The sequence below is a fragment of the Cohnella sp. genome (assembly GCF_041641335.1).
Taxonomy (GTDB): Bacteria; Bacillota; Bacilli; order Paenibacillales; family Paenibacillaceae; genus Cohnella.
In genome coordinates, this window is sequence record NZ_JBEPYQ010000126.1 from 1 (window position 1) to 17,344 (window position 17,344).

A 17,344-nucleotide genomic window follows, 5' to 3' on the forward strand; every position below is an offset into this window, starting at 1 on the left:
TGCCACGTGTGCGGTGAAATCGACAAGGCTGTTAAAAACCTAAGCGTACGAACGTGGCAATGCCGATCGTGCGACGCGGTGCATGATCGCGACGAGAATGCCGCCAAGAACATCTTGCTCCTGACAACCGTATAGAAACTTCCAGGTCAACAAGAACTGCGGGAACCGCAGGGATCGCTTGCTCAACTTCACTTCGGATGAGGTGATTACGCAAGAATCTCCCACTTCAACGCAAATGCGTAAGTGGGGGAGTGTTCAATAATATTATTCATATACTTAGCGCCATGGTAGCATATTTGTACGGATTACGCATCCGAAGCAATCTTCGGGACGAGGTGACCGACCGCATGTCTATACGCATCATGCTGCTGTCCTATACGGGTATGCTGCTCGTCAGCCTGCTGGAGGGCTGCGAAGTAAGAGTGGATTCCTTGCTGACCGACGGGGATCAAAAAGCGACTCAAGAGGTGAATCGAGAAATGGACAAGTTAAACCGGGAATTGCTGCAAGCGGTCACCGAAGGAGACCGGCAAGCCGTCGAACGGCTGCTGGAGCAAGGGGCCGACATAGACGCCAAGGACGGCCGAGGCCGCACTTCCGCGATGATCGCGGTGCATAACGATCGGCTTGACCTGTTCAACCTGCTCGCAGAGCGCGGAGCCAACCTGAATATCCGGGACGACCGCTTGGACAATCCGCTGCTGTACTCGGGCGCGGAGGGCAAGATGGACTTCCTGAAGGCTTCCCTTGCCGCAGGAGCGGATACGACGATTACGAACCGTTTCGGAGGAACGGCGCTTATTCCGGCGGCCGATCGGGGTCACGTCGAAATCGTACGCGAACTTCTGGAACACTCGGACGTCGATGTCGACCATGTTAATAACCTGGGTTGGACCGCGTTGCTGGAAGCCGTCATCCTCGGAGACGGAGGCAAACCTCATCAGGAGATCGTCAACTTGCTCATTAAGCACGGGGCCGACGTGAATCTTGCCGACCACGACGGGGTAACTCCGCTCCAACACGCCAGAAGCCGGGGCTACGGCGAGATGATCGCGGCGTTGACGAAAGCCGGCGCGAAGTAAGCGAGAGTTCGCCGCTGCGTTTGAAGGAAGACGGAGCGAAGTCAAGCGAGCTGTCCGGTCGACGTGACAAGAAGGCTATCCCTTAGGTGTCGAGTAACTGACGCTAAGGGATAGCCTTTGTTTTGCGGAGAGAAGAGGTTAGTCGGATCCGCGAACGGCCAGCACGGGGAATAGCGGCCCTTTGAGCACGTCGCCTTTCTCCAGGTTCAGCCCATTCGTGATTGGATGGGAAGCGCCGCTGAACGTGATGTCGTCCGGCATGTAGATGATCGCCAGCGCCCGGCGCGGTCGATCGGTCTCGTTGGCATGGGCGTAGTGGAACGTCAGGCCGTTGTGGAACGTGCAGCTTCCGGCTTTCAGCGGCACGACGACGGGCTTGCGGTCGTCCAGCTGTCCGCCCTCGACGTAGTCGAAGATGTTCTGCGGATCGAGGAAATCGATGCCATGCAGCTTGCCGAGCTTCTGCGACTTCGGAATGAACGCCATGCAGCCGTTCTTCTCGTTGACGTCGTCCAACGCGATCCAGATCGACAGCATGCCCTGGTCGGCTTCGTTAATCGGCCAATACGGCGTATCCTGATGCCAAGGCGTCGGCTTGGAATCGTTCGGCATTTTCCAGAGACCGTGGTCGTGGAAGAGGCGGATTTGGCCGGCTCCCGTAAGCTGCAGCGCGGATTGGGCGAATCGTTCGTGGAAGCTGAATTTGCCCATTCCGGCATGATCGCGCCACGTATTGACCTTCTGGTTCAGGACGCGGTAGTAGAGCCCGCCTTGCTTGTCCGTCTGCACCGAGCGGTCGCTCGTCGTCTGCATCGCTTCCTCCAAGTACTCCCTCAGCAGCTCCAGCTCTTCCTCGGTCAGCATATTGTCGACTTTCACGAATCCGTTTTCACGATAAAAATCGATATGGTCTTGCGTAATCGGCGTTGTCATGGGTGTTCCTCCTCGGCGGTGGTATGCTTCTATCCTACAGCCGGAAGCCGGAGGTGAGGATGGAGAGAATTCCGAGTTTTTTGTAAAAAAGTCGAATCGCAATAATCTTTATAGATCACGGAATGCAAGATGTTATACTGGTTAAAAAAGCGAATTGGTCGAAAATTTGGAGGGAACGGCGCATGGCTATGTCGACAAGAGTGGATTACCGGACGATCTCTCCTTATGTCCGTTTCGTGCATGAGGTCATCATCGCTCCTGGCTCGCGCAATCCTGAGCGTTTCATTTACGATCACGAGTTCATTTACGTCGTGAAGGGAACCGGGACGCTGCGAATCGAGGACAGAACGCACCCGATGGGACCGGGTGATCTGCTCTACATTCGGCCGCACGTCGCCAACGAGATGCTCGTCTCCCGGTCGGAGCCGATGCATTGCTTTGCGGTGCATTTCGACTTTGTATTCCTGGGAGAAGCAGCGGAATTTTCCCCTTATACGGTTTATTTGGGCAGCAAATCGGAAGAGGGAGTGCCCGATTCGGGCTGGCTTCGCGCCAGGCCCGACGCCGAGCTGGCGGACATGGACATTCCGGAGAGGATGAATCCGGCGCGGGTTCACGACTTCTTCGAGGCGTTCAAGGAGCTGTGCCGCGTGTTCGAGGAGTCCAGGGCCGACGCGCAAATCTGGCTGAAGGCGGCGATGCTCAAGCTGATCGGCCTCATCCACGGCGAGCTGACGACGGGGGAAGGCATTCGGGTCAGCCATTCGCATGCCGAAATGATGTTGGACGCCATTCAATATATGAAGGAAAACTATGCGTCCGAGATCGATCTGAAGAAGCTGGCGAGCCGGGCGAATCTGTCGCCGAAATATTTCGGCACGCTGTTCAAGCAAGCGACTGGGCTGTCGGCGCCCCAGTACTTGATGGGAATCAGGATCGGGGAGGCCAAACGTCTGCTCAGGGAAAATACCCATTCGATCGAAGCGATCGCCGACCGGGTTGGGATCGGAGATATGTATTATTTCAGCAAGTTGTTCAAAAAAGCGGAAGGCCTTTCGCCCAAGCGCTATGCGGATTCCTTGCACTGGCTGGCGTCCAAAGAAGGAGGTTAGGGCGTGAAGGAGAACAAGGGCCGCCGCCTTGGCGATCCGCGGTAAGACGCGGAGCCAAGACAGCGGAATCATTCGTTCATTCTCTTTGATTAGCACCAGCCGGCTCGCAAGATGATTACCAAGAGGACGAAGAGTACAAGTGCGAAAGCAGCGGCTCCCGCAACTCCGCCTTTAGGACCGCAGACATCACCTGCAACAGGATATCCCATATCTATCACCACCTTGCGGTTTATTATGACAATCGTCACGTTTGTAGCTTATGTTGCGATATTCATACGGTCAGTACATTTACCTATCTTGGCAAAAACAGGCGCTAGCACATGCCTAATCTCCCTGTCTGGGCCGCAAGAGCTCAAGCGCCGCGGAGAGATTTCCTGCATATGGCTAAAGAGCCGATGATCCTCATTCATATTTAGTCCGGCCCCGGACACCTTAAAAGGGCAATCCAAATTCCTTAAGGAGGGGTTCAGGTTTGAATAAAATGGCGGCTAGTTTGGCTCTGAGCACATGCATCGCGTTGGCAAGCACCGTTCCCGCATTTGCGGAGCAGACGAACGGCACGGCGGGGACGACCGGAATGGCCGGCGACAGCAGAACCTTAAATGGAGCTCATCCGGCGCGGACGTTCTTTCCGAATGCGGGAAGAACGGACGGAACGGTATTCGATCGCCAGAATGACGGAACTTTCGGCACTTATGGCGCAAACGGATTTGGCGCGTACGATACGAATCGCATGAATGCTTATCGTCCTGACAACGCGACGAACACGACGAACATGACAACGCGTGCGAACAATACCGTCAGAAGAATGGACGCGGCGCCAAGAACGGGCTTTAGTTGGGGATGGCTTGGCTTGCTCGGCCTGTTCGGCTTGGCGGGAATGCGCAGCCGCAGCCGCGAAGACGCCCGATAAACGACCGAATCACGATTATCCCCGCCCGGCTATCCTGAGCCCGGCGGGGATTTTGATGTAATATTCGTTTCCAGAGCATCCCATACTAAAGCGAAAGCGATCTATTGAAGCAGCAGCTGCCAAAGGAGAATGACGCATGATGACGGGAAAGAGGTTACTCGGTAAGCTTACGCTTGGAATCGCCCTGCTGGGGGGATGGAACTCGGCCGCCTCCGATCCGCTGTCCGCAGCGGCGCTTGAACCCGGAGCATCCGGGGAGAGTTCGCGTCAAATCGCCGTCGTGATCGACGATTTCGGCAACGGCATGAAGGGTACGGAGCAAATGCTGAATTTGCCGATCAAGCTGACGGTGGCCGTCATGCCCTTCTTGCCGACGACGAAGAAGGACGCGGAAGAAGCCCATCGTCTCGGGCACGACGTGATCGTGCATATGCCGATGGAGCCGATGAGGGGACAGCGGAATTGGCTTGGTCCGGGAGCGATTACGACGGATTTGCCGGATGCGGAAATCCGCAGGAGGGTGGAGGCGGCGATCGCCGAAGTGCCTCATGCGATTGGCATGAACAACCACATGGGCTCGAAGGCGACCGCCGACAAACGGGTGATGAGAATCGTGCTCCAGACGTGCAAGGAGAAGGGGTTGATCTTTCTCGACAGTCGAACGTCGTATCGCACGGTCGTGCCGGCGGTGGCGAAGGAGGTCGGCGTGGAAACTCTCCACAACGACGTGTTCCTCGATGACGTCTATACGCGGCATCACGTACTGAAGCAGCTTGCCGAAGTGAAGAAGCTGCTCGCGAAGAACGAACGCTGCATCGCCATCGGCCATGTCGGACCTTCCGGGTTGTCAACCTCCGACGCCCTGCGCTCCGCCATTCCCGAACTGAAGGGCAAGGCGGCTTTCGTGCCGCTGACCGAGCTGCTTAAGCTTCCCGAGCCTTTCGCCGCTCACGGACTGCACAGCCGGTAGGCGATAATGCCGCTGGCAATCGCTGCAGCGATGCGGTTCTGACCGGGAATCGAAGTCAGCATCGCCCGGTCTGCCGGATCGCTGAGGAAAGCCGTCTCGACGATGACGCTCGGCACTTGAACCCGATTCAGCAAGTAATATTGATTGGCCACTTGGGGCAACCGGAATTTATTCTGCTGCCTGTTCAAGCTGTCCTGAATGAATTTGGCCAGCAGCGCGCTGCCTCCTTCGGGCTGATGGATGACCAGAGGACCCCGCTTGCTTCCTTTGGGAGACCAGTTGACGTGAACGCTGACGAACAGGGCCGCTCCGATCTCGTCGGACAAGCCGCGGCGCTGGGACAGATCGCGGCGGTGGCGCGAACGGCTCAGGTGCCAGCGATTGTCGTCGCTGAGCGCGTAGTCGCCCGTTCGGTTCAGGATGACCTTGAGTCCGCGCGCGCGAAGAAGCAAGTAGAGCTTCCTGGAGATGGCCAGATTGATGTCTTTCTCAACAATGCCGTTCCAGTGAGTGCCTCCGTCGATTCCGCCGTGTCCCGCATCGATCAGCACGTCGGCGGTCGGAAGCGCTCGTTTGACGTTGGGCGGATCGTGGGCTTCGGCTGCATTCGCTCCGGCTCTTCCGGCGGTCAGCGCCAAGCTGCAAACGATCAGTACGCGTAGGGCAAATAACATGTCCGTCTCCTCCGTTCTCGATGCGAAGCTTCTCCGCTCTATAGCGTGACACAAATTGCCGTTCCCCATGCAGAACGGTTGAGCGCATCCCGAAACGGGCATGCTAGAGAGGAGGAGGCGAGACGAATGGACGGATCGGAATATTTGCGATACGTAACGGAGCGGGTCGTCAGCTACATGGAACGTCCCAAGGATGAAGAGGCCGAGAAGAAGATCAGCGCCCCGCGGATCAAAGAGCCGTGGCTGACCAAGTGGTTCGGCATAGCGCCGATGGGGCTGATGATCTGGTGGGGAAGCCGGGCGGAGAAGAAAAACAAAACGCGCCACGAGGCGCGTTCGACGAATTCTTCCGCGAATTAACGATAAAAGAGACCGCCCTCGAGCAAAGCGTCAAGAGGGATGAAGCGAGTTCCTTCCATGTCCAGCGCAATATCGATACGGCCGTTCGACCAGCGTTGGTAGCCGATGACTGGCGCCGCGTACAGCATCGCGTCTCCGAACGGTTCCGTTACATAACGCAGAGGCTTCCCGCTGTCGAGACGCTTCTGCAGCTTCTGGGCGTCTTCCGCAGGGAATGGCGCTTCTTTGGTGAGCCAGGGCAATCTCTCGTATGCGTCGAACAGTTCGTTCAGCTTCAGCCTATCGACGGCGGGCGACGCGGCTTGTCCGAGGAAGGGCGAAGCGGCGCCGAACAGGGATTTCCATTGGGGCTTGTCCACCGGAAGCTGCTCCGCCGTTTTGGCGTCGAGCCAGTAAGCATGTTCCCCTACGCGGACTTCCCATGCGGCGGCGAAGGGGTGCACGTACTGCTTGGCGGCGGCGATCAGGCCGACCTCGTCTTCGGAGAGGAGTCCGCTGTAAACCAGCGAGCGCTTGAGCTGCTGAAGGGAATACAAGGAATAGGGACCGATCCCGTATTCGCCGAGCTGGAAAGAGCCGTCCGTAACTGCATGCACGACCATATAGCCGATGTCGCGTCCTTCCTTAGTGAACAGGACGAGCCAGCTATGGGTGCCGGGGCCGAGCGCCGCGATCTGGGGGTCCGCGGCCTGCCAATCCTGGAAAGGCTTCTGCTTGGACAGCGTCGCCACCCAGCTCTCGACTTGACGCTCCAGCTTGGATTGCGGCTCGGCGGCCGCGACTTCCGCGGAGGCGGGCAGCGCGATCGCGCTCGACCAGAGGAGGGCCGACAACGCCACCGTCGCCGCGAACCGAAGGCTTGATCTGCGTCGGCTTCCGTTACGGCTTTTCAGGAAAATCATGTTATCACCCGCTGTTTCATAGTGTACGTTCGTCCGGTTGGATCTTGGCGCCGCTTGTCCATTGTAGCCGACGGGCGGCGCCGAAGGTGTTGGAACTTGTCAGCCCTCGCCGCGCCCGGCGGTTCTAATTTTGCCGATTTCCGGCGTTTCGTCGCTTAATCGATGCCGGGCAGGTGGAAGATGCCGCAGTTCAGAACCGAGACGCTCACGCGCGGTCGGTATTGCCAGTCGATTTCGGCTTCCCGCTGATTGAATCTGGCGGTGACGGCTTCCTTCTGCTCGCTCTGGTCGGGATGATTCATATGCTCCAGCATGGGAACATAATATTGCCGAATTCTCTCCAGTTCGTCTTGCCTCCGCGCTTCGGCTTCCACGGCCCAGGAGAAATCGGCGGCGCGCAGCCTGCGTTCGAGCGCCGCTTCGAGCTGGGCCATCCCTTTTCTCAGAGACAGACCGTTCTTCAGCAGATGGACGTTGGCCGGAAGCCGCGGCGTCAGCCTGCGCTCCCGCAGCTTATCCATGAACCTCTCGTCTATGATGCCGGTGGCGAGCGAGATGCCCCACTGGTACAGCTCTTCCCGCTTCATGTCGCACTCGTAGCCGACTTTGAAATTGACACCAAGCCAAGCGGTGTAAGCTTGGGAAGCGAGCGGGTCGAGCCTGCCGCGGGGAGGCTCCTCGAACAAGGTCACGCAGCGACCGGACTGCTGGACGACGCCGAACAGCTGGTGCAGCCGCCTGGAGCCGAAGTAGACGTCCTCCTGGATGATCCGTCCGGATTCCGTCATGACGTAGGACACCGGCGAAGCGTTCATGCGGTCGGACATCGCCGGATTCTCGAACGACCAGCGATAGGTCATCGTCTCGGGGGGAGTGCCGGTCCGGTCGACGAAGCTCCAATAATACGGCCGGTTCGACAGCGCGCGATCCGCGTCGGGGGACAGCTTCACGGTTACCCCGCCGGGGCTCTTCTCGATAAAGTGGCAGTCTTTCGATTCCAGATAGGAAACGACGAAGCGGTGGATCTGTTTCGAATTCATGTCGCGTTCTCCAGTTGCATCCGTTTTTTCGTCTCGATCAGCGTGTCCCCGAGCCCGTCGATTTTTCTGCGCAGTTCCTCGCCGTCCGCGGTTTCCAGCACGAGCTGGGCCAGACGGCGCTCAAGCGTATCTTCCTTCTCGAACTGCTGAATGATCTCGTCGAGTTCTCCGATGACCAGCTCGAACATGTTGATTTTCTCGTGCAGCAGATGGACGATATGCTCTTCGATCGTGCCCAGCGTGCACAGGTTGAAAATCTGGACGTCCTCCGTCTGACCGAGCCGGTGCACCCGGCCGATCCGCTGCTCGACTCGCATCGGGTTCCACGGCAGGTCGAAGTTGATGACGTGGTGGCAAAATTGCAAGTTGATGCCTTCGCCGCCGGCTTCGGTGGCGATCATCACCTGCGCGCGCCTGCGGAACAGTTCCATCATCCAGTCCTTCTTGCCCCGGTTCATTCCGCCCCGGTAAGGGACGGCGGCGAGATCGTGCTCTCTGAAAAACTTCAGCAAATATTCTTGAGTCGCCCGGTATTCGGTGAAAATGATCGCCTTATCGTTCAGGTTACGGACAAGCTCCATCGCCTTCTCGGCTTTCGTGTTCGACTTGATCTGCTTGATCAGCTCGACGAGCTCCCAGATTCGGGCGCGCAGCGGGGAGTCCTCGGCCGTCTTCTTGAACAGGTTGATCAGCGTCAGAAATACGGCGTCGCGGCTGGAGCAGACTTCTCGCTGCAGAGTGACAAGAGACAGCATGCTGGCCATGTCTCCGCTCTCCGAGGCGGCATGCTTGCGAACATAGTCGGTTACGCCCTCATAGAGCGCCATCTCTTCCGCGGACAGGCGGAGCGGCACGTTGGTGACGACCCGCTTCGTGAATTCGACGCCTCCGTCGCTGCGGCGATTGCGGATCATCACTTGACCGAGCGCTTCATGAAGCTTGGATTCGTTCTTCGGCACGCGGCGATCCGCGACGAAGTTCGCGGCGAAGTCGCCCTCGCCCCCGAGCTGGCCGGGCTTCAGCAGCGTAATCAGGTTGTACAGCTCGGACAGGTCGTTCTGCACCGGCGTGGCGGTGAGGAGCAGGCAGTACTTTTTGCGAAGCTCGTTGATGAATTGATAGTTGCCCGTGCGCTTGTTCTTCAGCTTGTGCGCCTCGTCCACGATGATCAGATCGTATTCGCCGTCGAGCAGCGTCTGCCGGTGCGGGTCGCGCTTGGCCGTATCCATCGAGGCGACGACGATGTCGTTGTCCCACGAATAGGCTTTGCGCTGGGCGACGGCGGGAATGTCGAACTTGCCGTTCAGCTCGCGCACCCATTGCAGCACGAGGGAGGCGGGGACGAGCACGAGCGCCTTCCTCACAAGGCCGCGGATCATATATTCCTTAAGAATCAATCCGGCTTCGATCGTCTTGCCCAGGCCGACCTCGTCGGCGAGGATCGCCCGGCCTCTCATCTCGTGCAGCACGCGGCGGGCGGTATCGATCTGGTGGGGCATCGGCTCGAAATGAGGGAGCAGCGACAGGCATCGCAAAGCGTGGAAATCGGTGACGAGGTTGGCTTCCTCCGCCTCCAACGCAAGCTGGTACAAAGGCCAGTCATCCCATGGGCCGTTGCGTTCCGCCCGCCGCTCCAAATCTTCGAAAGCGCTCCGGTCTACGTGCATATCCACGAGCGGGTGAAGCTTGCGGGGGGCGGTATCGGATGGAATAGAGGTATTCAATCGGCAGTCCTCCTCGGCGATCTCGGCTGGTATCCACTTTCTAGTATGAGCAACCGGGAGGAATTCGAAACGGGGAGAGAGGGGAATGGCTTGCCATTCGTTACCGGTTACAACATATAGGAGATCGTAATGGTATGGGGGCACAATATATTGTATAATTCACCTATAACGCTGGATTTTCATTCCCTTCTGATCGCACTTGGATTGTGCTCTGCCTACTACGTTTTAGAGGAGTTGGTCGCAGTGTCAACCATGCAGGAAAGACATCTCGAGGGGCTTAGCGAGAAAATATTTCTCGATCGCTACGCCTGGAAAAACGCGGACACGGGGGAGACGAAGGTGGGCGACGTCGTCCTCGTGCTGACGAAGGACGACCCGAAGTTTCCTTCCAAGGATGTCGGGGAAGTCGTGGGGCGCGAGGGCAAGAACGTTACCGTCAAGCTTCGAAGCGGCGAATGGGTCGAATCGACGATCGAGAAGCTGACTCTGACGATCGAGAAGACGCCGGAGGAGATGTGGGCGCGGCTCGCGAACGCGATGGCTTCCGTCGAAGAGTCGCCGGAGAAGCAGCAGGAATGGGCGGAGAAGTTCCGCTGGCTGCTCGACGATTGGAAGCTCGTTCCCGGAGGACGGATCGCGGCGGGGGCGGGAGCCAGCGAAGAGCTGACGCTGTTCAACTGCTACGTTATCCCTTCTCCTCATGACAGCCGCGGCGGCATTATGCAGACGCTGTCGGAGATGACCGAGATTATGGCCCGCGGAGGCGGCGTCGGTATCAACTTGTCCTCGCTTCGTCCTCGCAGCTCGATCGTCAAGGGCGTGAACGGCTCTTCCAGCGGCGCGGTATCCTGGGGCGGACTGTTCAGCTATACGACGGGCTTAATTGAGCAGGGTGGTTGCTTCGGACCGAATGAGCGTATCGCAACGAATCGCGGTCTGATTCCGGCCAAAGAACTTGCGGATCGCATGGATCATGGAGAGACCTTTTATGCATTGACCCATCAAGGACCACACCGGATTACATGCTCGTTTCGCAATGGCGTCAAACCTTTGTTCCGGGTGACCACAGAACGCGGCTTTACCGTTGATGTGACAAAGGACCACAAAATGGGAGTTATCCGCAACGGTTCCGTTACGACGATTCCATTACGGGATTTGGATGTTGACTCCGAAACATTGACTTTGCTTGCAGACGGTTTGCAGGAAGTTCCCTACGTACAACTGAAAGCCGAATTGTACCCGCGTCCCGAAATGAGCACGAGATTGAACGAATCGGTGAGATTGCCCAAGGTGCTTGACGAACGCTTGGCTTACTTGCTTGGTTACTTTTATGGGGACGGATATGTACATTGGGGGCGCAAAGTCAATTGGGAAGCGCCGAAAGCGATTAAACTCGCAACTGCCGACGATCATCCTGACATTAGAGATCTCCTCGTAAAATGGGTACGGGAGTTGTTTGGAATTGAGCCGGTTATAGAGACAGGCGACGGAGCCTGTAAAAATGTAGCTGTGTATTCCCGTATAGTGGTGGACTGGCTCGAGCAAAATCGGATGTTGAAAGCCCACAGCCAAGACATTAGAGTACCCGAACCGATCTTCCGCTCCCGGTCGAGCGTGATGGGGGCTTTCGTAGCAGGATATTTCGATGCAGATGGATGCGATCGCGGCTCCAAGGGAGGATACGGATTTGACAGTATCAGTCTTGAAATGCTTGGCGACGTCCAGCAATTGCTGGCTGCTAACGGCATTATGTCGCATATCAATTCGACCGATCGAAGCGACCAAGAATGGAGAACCATTCATCGTCTTTGCGTAACAGGGGCCGAGTTCAAAGAGAGAATGAGTCGATTTATCGAGTTGTCCCATAAAGATAAGAAGAGTGCAGGCCTGCGCAATCACGGCAATAGTTACCCTCGTGAAGTTTGGGGGCAGCTGCGCATTCCTGGGCGTTATTATCAAGGGATATGGGATTCGACGAAAACGCGTATTTCATTTCGAGCGCTAACTCGGGTAAAAGATCGTCTTCACGAGGATGGCCAGGTTGCATTGGCGGAACGTGTAGAACAAATGTTGACTACGGTGCCCGACCGCATTGTGTCGATCGAACCGATAGGGATGAGCGAAGTATACGACTTTGAGGTTGATGAAGTCCACATGCTTTGCGGCAACGGGTTCTATACATCAAATAGTCGGCGCGGCGCCTTAATGCTGATGATCAACGACTGGCATCCGGACGTCGAAGACTTCATTACCGTCAAGCAGACGATGGGACAAGTGACCAACGCCAACCTGTCTGTCTGCGTAAGCAACGCGTTCATGAAGGCGGTCAAGGAGGACGCGGATTGGGAGCTGGTGTTCCCGGATTCGCAGGACCCCGAGTACGACATTCTCTGGGACGGCGATTTGGATAAATGGAAGAAGCGCGGCAAAAACGTCGTACACTACCGTACGGTCCGAGCGCGCGACGTCTGGAACACAATCATCGAGAGCGCCTGGAAGTCCGCCGAACCCGGCGTCGTGTTCATGGAATACTACAACCAGATGTCCAACAGCTGGTACTTTAACCCGATTATTTGTACGAATCCGTGTGGCGAGCAAGGACTGCCCGCATGGGGTGTCTGTAACTTATCCGCGGTTAATCTGTCCAAGTTCTACGACGCCGATAATCATGACGTCGCCTGGGACGAACTGTCCAAGGTCGTTCGTTACTCGACTCGTTTCCTGGACAATGTTATCGACAAGACGCCTTATCACTTCCCGGAAAATCAGAAAAACCAACAGAACGAGCGCCGCGTCGGTCTCGGCACAATGGGGCTCGCGGAATTGATGATCCGGTTGGAAATCCGCTACGGCAGTCCGGAAAGCTTGGATTTCCTCGATAAGCTGTACGGCTTCATGGCTCGCGAGGCGTACCTCGCTTCGACGGAAATCGCTGCGGAGAAAGGCTCGTTCCCGGCGTTCGAGTCCGATCAATTTCTTCAAAGCGGGTTTATGAAAAATATGGTAGCAACTTACCCGGAAGTGGGAGAGGCGGTTGCCAAGCGCGGCATGCGCAATGTCACCGTTATTACGCAGGCTCCGACCGGTTCGACAGGCACGATGGTCGGTACTTCTACCGGCATTGAGCCGTACTTTGCTTTTGAATTTTATCGCCAGAGCCGACTGGGCTTCGACAAGCAGCTTGTACCGATCGCTCAGGCGTGGAAGAACGCGCATCCGGGAGAGGAGCTTCCGGAATGGTTCGTCACGGCCATGAATCTGTCCGCTAAGGACCACATTCGAGTTCAGGCGGCCATTCAACGCTGGGTGGACAGTTCGATCTCCAAGACGGCCAACTGCCCGTCGGACTTTACGGTCGAAGAGACGGCTGAGCTGTACGAACTGGCATTCGAGCTCGGCTGCAAAGGCGTCACGATCTATCGCGACGGCAGTCGGGACGTGCAAGTGCTGAGCACGGCGAAGGACGAGAAGAAGGAAGAGGCGAAGGCGGAAGAGGCTCCAACCGCTGAAGCCGAATCCGAAGCCAGTCCGGCCGCGACGCTGGATACAGCGCTTAAGGCGAGCGTCTCGCCGCAGCAAAGACAGGCGTTCGACAAGCAGTACAGAAGCCGTCCGAAAGTTTTGCGCGGCGCGACCTACAAGTACAATACACCGTTCGGCATGGCTTATATTACGGTGAACGATATCGACGGCACGCCTGGCGAGATCTTCCTGAACGTAGGCAAAGCCGGCTCCGACGTGTTCGCGATGGCGGAGGCGCTCGGCCGCGTCTGCTCCTTATTCCTGCGCTATGGGGATCACGGCGATAAGGTGCAATTGCTGGTCAAGCACCTGAAAGGCATCGGTGGCTCAGGCGCCGTAGGCTTCGGTCCGAACCGCGTCGAGTCGATCGCCGACGCCGTCGCCCAGGCGCTCGAGACGCACGCGGGACTCGCTTCGGATCACGAGCAAGCCGCGGCGTCCGAGGCGCCGTCGGCTTCCGCAGGCTACGTCACCGAGGAGCCGAAAACCGCCTACACGTCGAAAGATTTGTGTCCCTCCTGCGGCTCGGCTTCGCTGCTTAACGTAGAAGGCTGCAAGACATGCGGGAATTGCGGGTATAGCAAGTGCTCGTAAGATAAATGAACCGCCCACGGGAAGGATTTTTCAAACCCGTGGGCGTTTTTTTGTGTACGAACAAGAACAAATGTTTGGTATAATTTTGGAGAAGGGGGGAGTAGAATGAATCGGGGGTATTGCGGGTTCTACAATGGAGTTTAATTGCGAAGTTCATATGAATATGCTTACGCACAGTTTCTTGACTACTATAAAATCCCATGGAGATATGAAGAGTTTAGCTACCGATTGTCGAATGGTCGAATCTACAAACCTGATTTTTTTATCTACGACTCATGTATTGTTTTAATCAAAGTAGTAGAAGTAAAAGGTAGAAACAGAGAAGACCTGCGCAAAGCGCAGGATTGTCTTGGACAACTTTACGCAAATAGTTATCTGCCCGCGTTTGAAATCGTTTCTTATAGAGAGTTGTTGGAATCTTACAAAGATATTCCTTTTTCTTTAACTTCAACAATAAATTCGTGGATTCGGTTCAGAACAGAACAAGATACAAAAGAAATATGCTGGATCATTGAATCCGCGGTATCAAATCAACCATAATGCAACCACCAAAAGATTAATCGGGGAAAAAACGAAGCTTAGATGGAATCAACCCTCCATGAAACAGAAAATGCTTGAAGGATCTCTCCGGGGAGCAGAAGTAATGCGCAGCAGGAAGGGGACATATTATAAAATCTATAGAGAGTGCCGTAGGTGTGCTCAATGTCATAAAGAATTTAAGACTATTGCGAGTTACTGCTTAGGTCTCCCCGAATATCCGAGGAGATTTTTTTCGGCTTTTAAAGGAATTCGATCACGCACAGCGAAGTAGTTGTAGAAGAAACTTTGCGAGTGGGGAGTGAGCGATACCATGAAGCTGACAACGCAACAAGTGAATACGATTTGCAAAGGCGATTGGAGTTGCAGGTTACTTCAATGCGCTCATCACTCAAAACCAACAGTTGACTCAACTCGTCGAGAAGCAGGCCGCCCAAATCGAGAAGCAGACGCTTCAAATCGAGAAATTAGAAAAGCGCGTCAATGAGTTAGAAAGACAACTCGGCCAAAATAGTAACAACAGCAGTAAGCCTCCTTCAAGTGACGGATTGCGCAAACCAACTAATTTACGTCAGTCCGGCGGCAAAAAAGGGGCGCCTAAGGGACATGACGGACATACGCTTCGTCTTAGCCCTTCACCGCTGATCCTTTTCATCGCTTGCCCCATTGCTTGCCTTATAACCGTTGAGGCTTGGGTGTTCATACCCTCATTGGAGATGATCTTCACATTAGGGTGAATCGGCGAGTGAGTTGCTAATGAGAGTAAACCGCTGCTCAGATCCGCCGGAATCACCAGCGCTCCGTAATATTCGCGTTTATCCAACCCTTCCCGAGCCTTTTCCTCGGAATCCACGACATGCCAGACGAACGGCATTGCCGGGTCTGACACCAACTTTTCCCGGATCATTTCCCCTACCGCAAACGTTCCTCCAGTCGACAGATCCGCCGGCCGGTCAAGGATAACGAGGGCCACCGGGAGCTCCTTTGGCTTCGTTCCAAGCACCGACCCCATCATCGCTACCCCGAATACGGTCACTTCATTGCAATGAACAAAAATAGCGTTGCTTCAGCAACGCTCCTGTATCCATTGGACTATAAAATTTTCCATTCACGTACATTCGTGAAGCGAAAGACATCACCGAAATTAAATTCGGCGATGTCTTTCTTGCGATTCAGCTACACAAACTTCAAAATCTACTGTTCGTATTTTTTCGTTTTTCTTCCGGCAGAATGGCCTCGATTACGTCCCAATGCTCAACGATCTTTCCATCCTGTACGCGGAACAGATCGTAGAAAGCAGTATGTTGGCCATCAAATAGACCTTCACTCACGGTAAGAACAAAATCGCCTTGCCCGATGACTTGATGGACATGAGTATATTGAAACTCAACTTTTTTCTCCTTCAGAGCCTGCAAAGCAGCGTGAAGACCAGAAAGGCCGTCTGCAATATGAGGACTATGCTGAATGTAGGTATCTCCATCAAAGTAAGAGGCAAGCAGGTCAGGGTTCTTCCCGAGCAAGATGTTCTCAACATAGCTTCTGACAAATGCTTTGTTGGCCTCCGTCTTGTCGATATCCTTAATCGTAACCGGTCCGTTAATCATCGTATGATGGCTTGGTGTCTTTTCCACCATCTCTTGCAAATTGTCCCAATGTTCAACGATGAGTCCATTCTCAAAACGAAAGATATCAAAACCGATTTTAGGGCCGTGAAAATGATATACAGAATGAAGAGCCACATAATTTCCATCAAATAACGCCCGCTTAATGCTTACCTTTGTACCCATTTCCTTTAAATGATCAAGAGCACCAAGCATGGTTTCACGACCATCGAGTAAGGCCTGGTTGTGCTGAATATATTGATCTGGATGAACGTAAGCCGTAATCGCTTCGGGATTGCCGCTCTCAAAACTACCAAAACAAGCCCGATTTATTAGATACATGTATGAATGAACGGTTAAGCGATTTAAAGGATGCAGTCGTTCTTTGTCCGATCAGCATGAATCCTTTCAGTATTTCTCTACTCGAGACAGTCATGCAAACTGTACTGGAGCATATTTCTCTAAATATGACCTTTTACCGTTCCATGTTAATTGAAGAGAATCGAATCTATCCGTTTCAAGCGAAAATGGAGAATATCATTAAGGACAAATTAATTGAGGGGTGGAAACCTGCTCAGGAAAACTCCCCATTAGCGATATCCAAGGAATTGCTGATCGAATACCTCGGATCGGCTTTCATGGGGATTGTAATTTGGTGGGTTAAAAACGATAAGCCCCTTCCTGCAGTTGAAGTTTCATCTCAGTTTAGTAGAATCGTTGCCTATGGGCACTTAAGAGCTGCCGGCATCGGCATAGAGGAATAAAATTAGCGAGAGTAGAGGGAGTACAGGCACTAAATAAAGGGCGTATACAAAAAGCCACCGACGATTTGGAGACATCTGTTTCTCGTGGCCGCGCTTGTTTCCCTCATCGGATGTGCGAGCCCAACCGGGAGCGAGCCGGTTAGGCAAGAAATGTCCACAGCGCCGCTATCTAGTGTTCAGCCTAGTTTATTGTGTCTCCGGGAGACATGCTGGGGGCGGTTGGAGAGCAGGTTCGCCAGTTGTACGAAGCATCCGGAGCGGATCAGAAATCCCAGACGCCCATCAGTTGAGTGATAGCAGCGTCAATGGTTTCGTATGGAACACCATCTCGGGCTTGTATCGAAATTCCTCGAAGAAATGTTTCAAATAACGTCGCTTCCTTAGAGTCAAATGCCGCGTAAAAACTCGCAGCCGAGATATTTCCCATGGCAGCGAATTTTTCAAAGCAAGTTGATATTTTTGCATATTTTTGCACCTCACATAGAATGTATAGCCTCTCGAAATAACAAAATCCCTTACTGGCTCTAGCCTTTCGGCTAGGGATTTTTTGAGTTTCACCTCAATATTTGAGGGGGATCGAAAATTTCTCTTGACATTTGAAAGTCACCTTAATAAT

Annotated in this window: 15 protein-coding genes and 1 pseudogene; 9 read left to right on the plus strand and 7 right to left on the minus strand. The window is 54.7% G+C overall.

The window, feature by feature from the left end; translation table 11 throughout:
• Window positions 1-6: 6 nt before the first annotated feature.
• Together ACESLM_RS27800 and ACESLM_RS27805 are read left to right on the plus strand one after the other, a co-directional pair.
• Window positions 7-135: a zinc ribbon domain-containing protein gene (locus ACESLM_RS27800; protein ID WP_372637266.1), complete on the plus strand. Its 129-nt coding sequence runs from the start codon at window positions 7-9 to the stop codon at window positions 133-135.
• 248 nt (window positions 136-383) lie between these two features.
• Complete coding sequence (locus tag ACESLM_RS27805; protein ID WP_372637268.1) at window positions 384-1,082, plus strand: ankyrin repeat domain-containing protein; 699 nt, start codon at window positions 384-386, stop codon at window positions 1,080-1,082.
• Window positions 1,083-1,220: 138 nt separating this feature from the next.
• Here the strand turns inward: ACESLM_RS27805 and ACESLM_RS27810 are convergent, their stop codons facing one another.
• A complete protein-coding gene (locus tag ACESLM_RS27810) occupies window positions 1,221-2,015 on the minus strand; it encodes a phytanoyl-CoA dioxygenase family protein (protein WP_372637244.1) in 795 nt (264 codons plus the stop codon).
• A 182-nt stretch (window positions 2,016-2,197) separates the two neighbouring features.
• On the opposite strand from ACESLM_RS27810, the gene ACESLM_RS27815 reads away from it, so the two are divergent.
• The 3 genes from ACESLM_RS27815 (at window position 2,198) to ACESLM_RS27825 (ending at window position 5,010) form a co-directional block, all read left to right on the plus strand.
• Entirely contained in the window at window positions 2,198-3,127 is a 930-nt protein-coding gene (locus tag ACESLM_RS27815; RefSeq protein WP_372637246.1) for a helix-turn-helix domain-containing protein, read from the plus strand.
• Window positions 3,128-3,608: 481 nt separating this feature from the next.
• The gene (locus tag ACESLM_RS27820; RefSeq protein ID WP_372637270.1) at window positions 3,609-4,040 is read left to right on the plus strand and encodes a WGxxGxxG family protein; all 432 of its coding nucleotides are present in this window, start codon (window positions 3,609-3,611) and stop codon (window positions 4,038-4,040) included.
• 139 nt (window positions 4,041-4,179) lie between these two features.
• A complete protein-coding gene (locus ACESLM_RS27825) occupies window positions 4,180-5,010 on the plus strand; it encodes a divergent polysaccharide deacetylase family protein (RefSeq protein WP_372637273.1) in 831 nt (276 codons plus the stop codon).
• On the opposite strand, the gene ACESLM_RS27830 is transcribed toward ACESLM_RS27825, so the two are convergent.
• Entirely contained in the window at window positions 4,989-5,684 is a 696-nt protein-coding gene (locus ACESLM_RS27830; RefSeq protein ID WP_372637248.1) for an N-acetylmuramoyl-L-alanine amidase family protein, read from the minus strand. The genes ACESLM_RS27825 and ACESLM_RS27830 overlap by 22 nt on opposite strands.
• Window positions 5,685-5,810: 126 nt before the next feature.
• On the opposite strand from ACESLM_RS27830, the gene ACESLM_RS27835 reads away from it, so the two are divergent.
• On the plus strand, window positions 5,811-6,044 hold the full coding sequence (locus tag ACESLM_RS27835) for a YqzE family protein (protein ID WP_372637250.1): 234 nt from the start codon (window positions 5,811-5,813) through the stop codon (window positions 6,042-6,044).
• Here the strand turns inward: ACESLM_RS27835 and ACESLM_RS27840 are convergent.
• The 3 genes from ACESLM_RS27840 to ACESLM_RS27850 all read right to left on the minus strand — a co-directional run bounded on the left by ACESLM_RS27840 (window position 6,041) and on the right by ACESLM_RS27850 (window position 9,653).
• On the minus strand, window positions 6,041-6,946 hold the full coding sequence (locus tag ACESLM_RS27840) for a hypothetical protein (RefSeq protein WP_372637253.1): 906 nt from the start codon (window positions 6,944-6,946) through the stop codon (window positions 6,041-6,043). The two genes, ACESLM_RS27835 and ACESLM_RS27840, sit on opposite strands and share 4 nt — an antisense overlap.
• Window positions 6,947-7,101: 155 nt before the next feature.
• Complete coding sequence (locus tag ACESLM_RS27845; RefSeq protein WP_372637256.1) at window positions 7,102-7,986, minus strand: YqhG family protein; 885 nt, start codon at window positions 7,984-7,986, stop codon at window positions 7,102-7,104.
• The gene (locus tag ACESLM_RS27850) at window positions 7,983-9,653 is read right to left on the minus strand and encodes a DEAD/DEAH box helicase (RefSeq protein WP_372637276.1); all 1,671 of its coding nucleotides are present in this window, start codon (window positions 9,651-9,653) and stop codon (window positions 7,983-7,985) included. Before ACESLM_RS27850 ends, ACESLM_RS27845 begins: the two co-directional genes overlap by 4 nt.
• Before the next feature lie 309 nt (window positions 9,654-9,962).
• On the opposite strand from ACESLM_RS27850, the gene ACESLM_RS27855 reads away from it, so the two are divergent.
• Together ACESLM_RS27855 and ACESLM_RS27860 are read left to right on the plus strand one after the other, a co-directional pair.
• Window positions 9,963-13,826, plus strand: coding sequence for an adenosylcobalamin-dependent ribonucleoside-diphosphate reductase (locus ACESLM_RS27855; protein WP_372637279.1), 3,864 nt, complete (start codon window positions 9,963-9,965; stop codon window positions 13,824-13,826).
• Between the two features lie 941 nt (window positions 13,827-14,767).
• Window positions 14,768-15,100, plus strand: coding sequence for a DUF6444 domain-containing protein (locus ACESLM_RS27860; protein WP_372637259.1), 333 nt, complete (start codon window positions 14,768-14,770; stop codon window positions 15,098-15,100).
• Here ACESLM_RS27860 and ACESLM_RS27865 read toward each other — a convergent pair.
• Both ACESLM_RS27865 and ACESLM_RS27870 read right to left on the minus strand, forming a co-directional pair.
• Window positions 15,022-15,399, minus strand: a pseudogene (locus ACESLM_RS27865) (YhgE/Pip domain-containing protein); the annotation flags it as partial. The gene ACESLM_RS27860 and the pseudogene ACESLM_RS27865 sit on opposite strands and share 79 nt — an antisense overlap.
• Window positions 15,400-15,550: 151 nt before the next feature.
• Entirely contained in the window at window positions 15,551-16,306 is a 756-nt protein-coding gene (locus ACESLM_RS27870; protein WP_372637261.1) for a nuclear transport factor 2 family protein, read from the minus strand.
• 92 nt (window positions 16,307-16,398) lie between these two features.
• On the opposite strand from ACESLM_RS27870, the gene ACESLM_RS27875 reads away from it, so the two are divergent.
• Entirely contained in the window at window positions 16,399-16,728 is a 330-nt protein-coding gene (locus ACESLM_RS27875; RefSeq protein ID WP_372637263.1) for a TetR-like C-terminal domain-containing protein, read from the plus strand.
• Window positions 16,729-17,344: the final 616 nt, after the last annotated feature.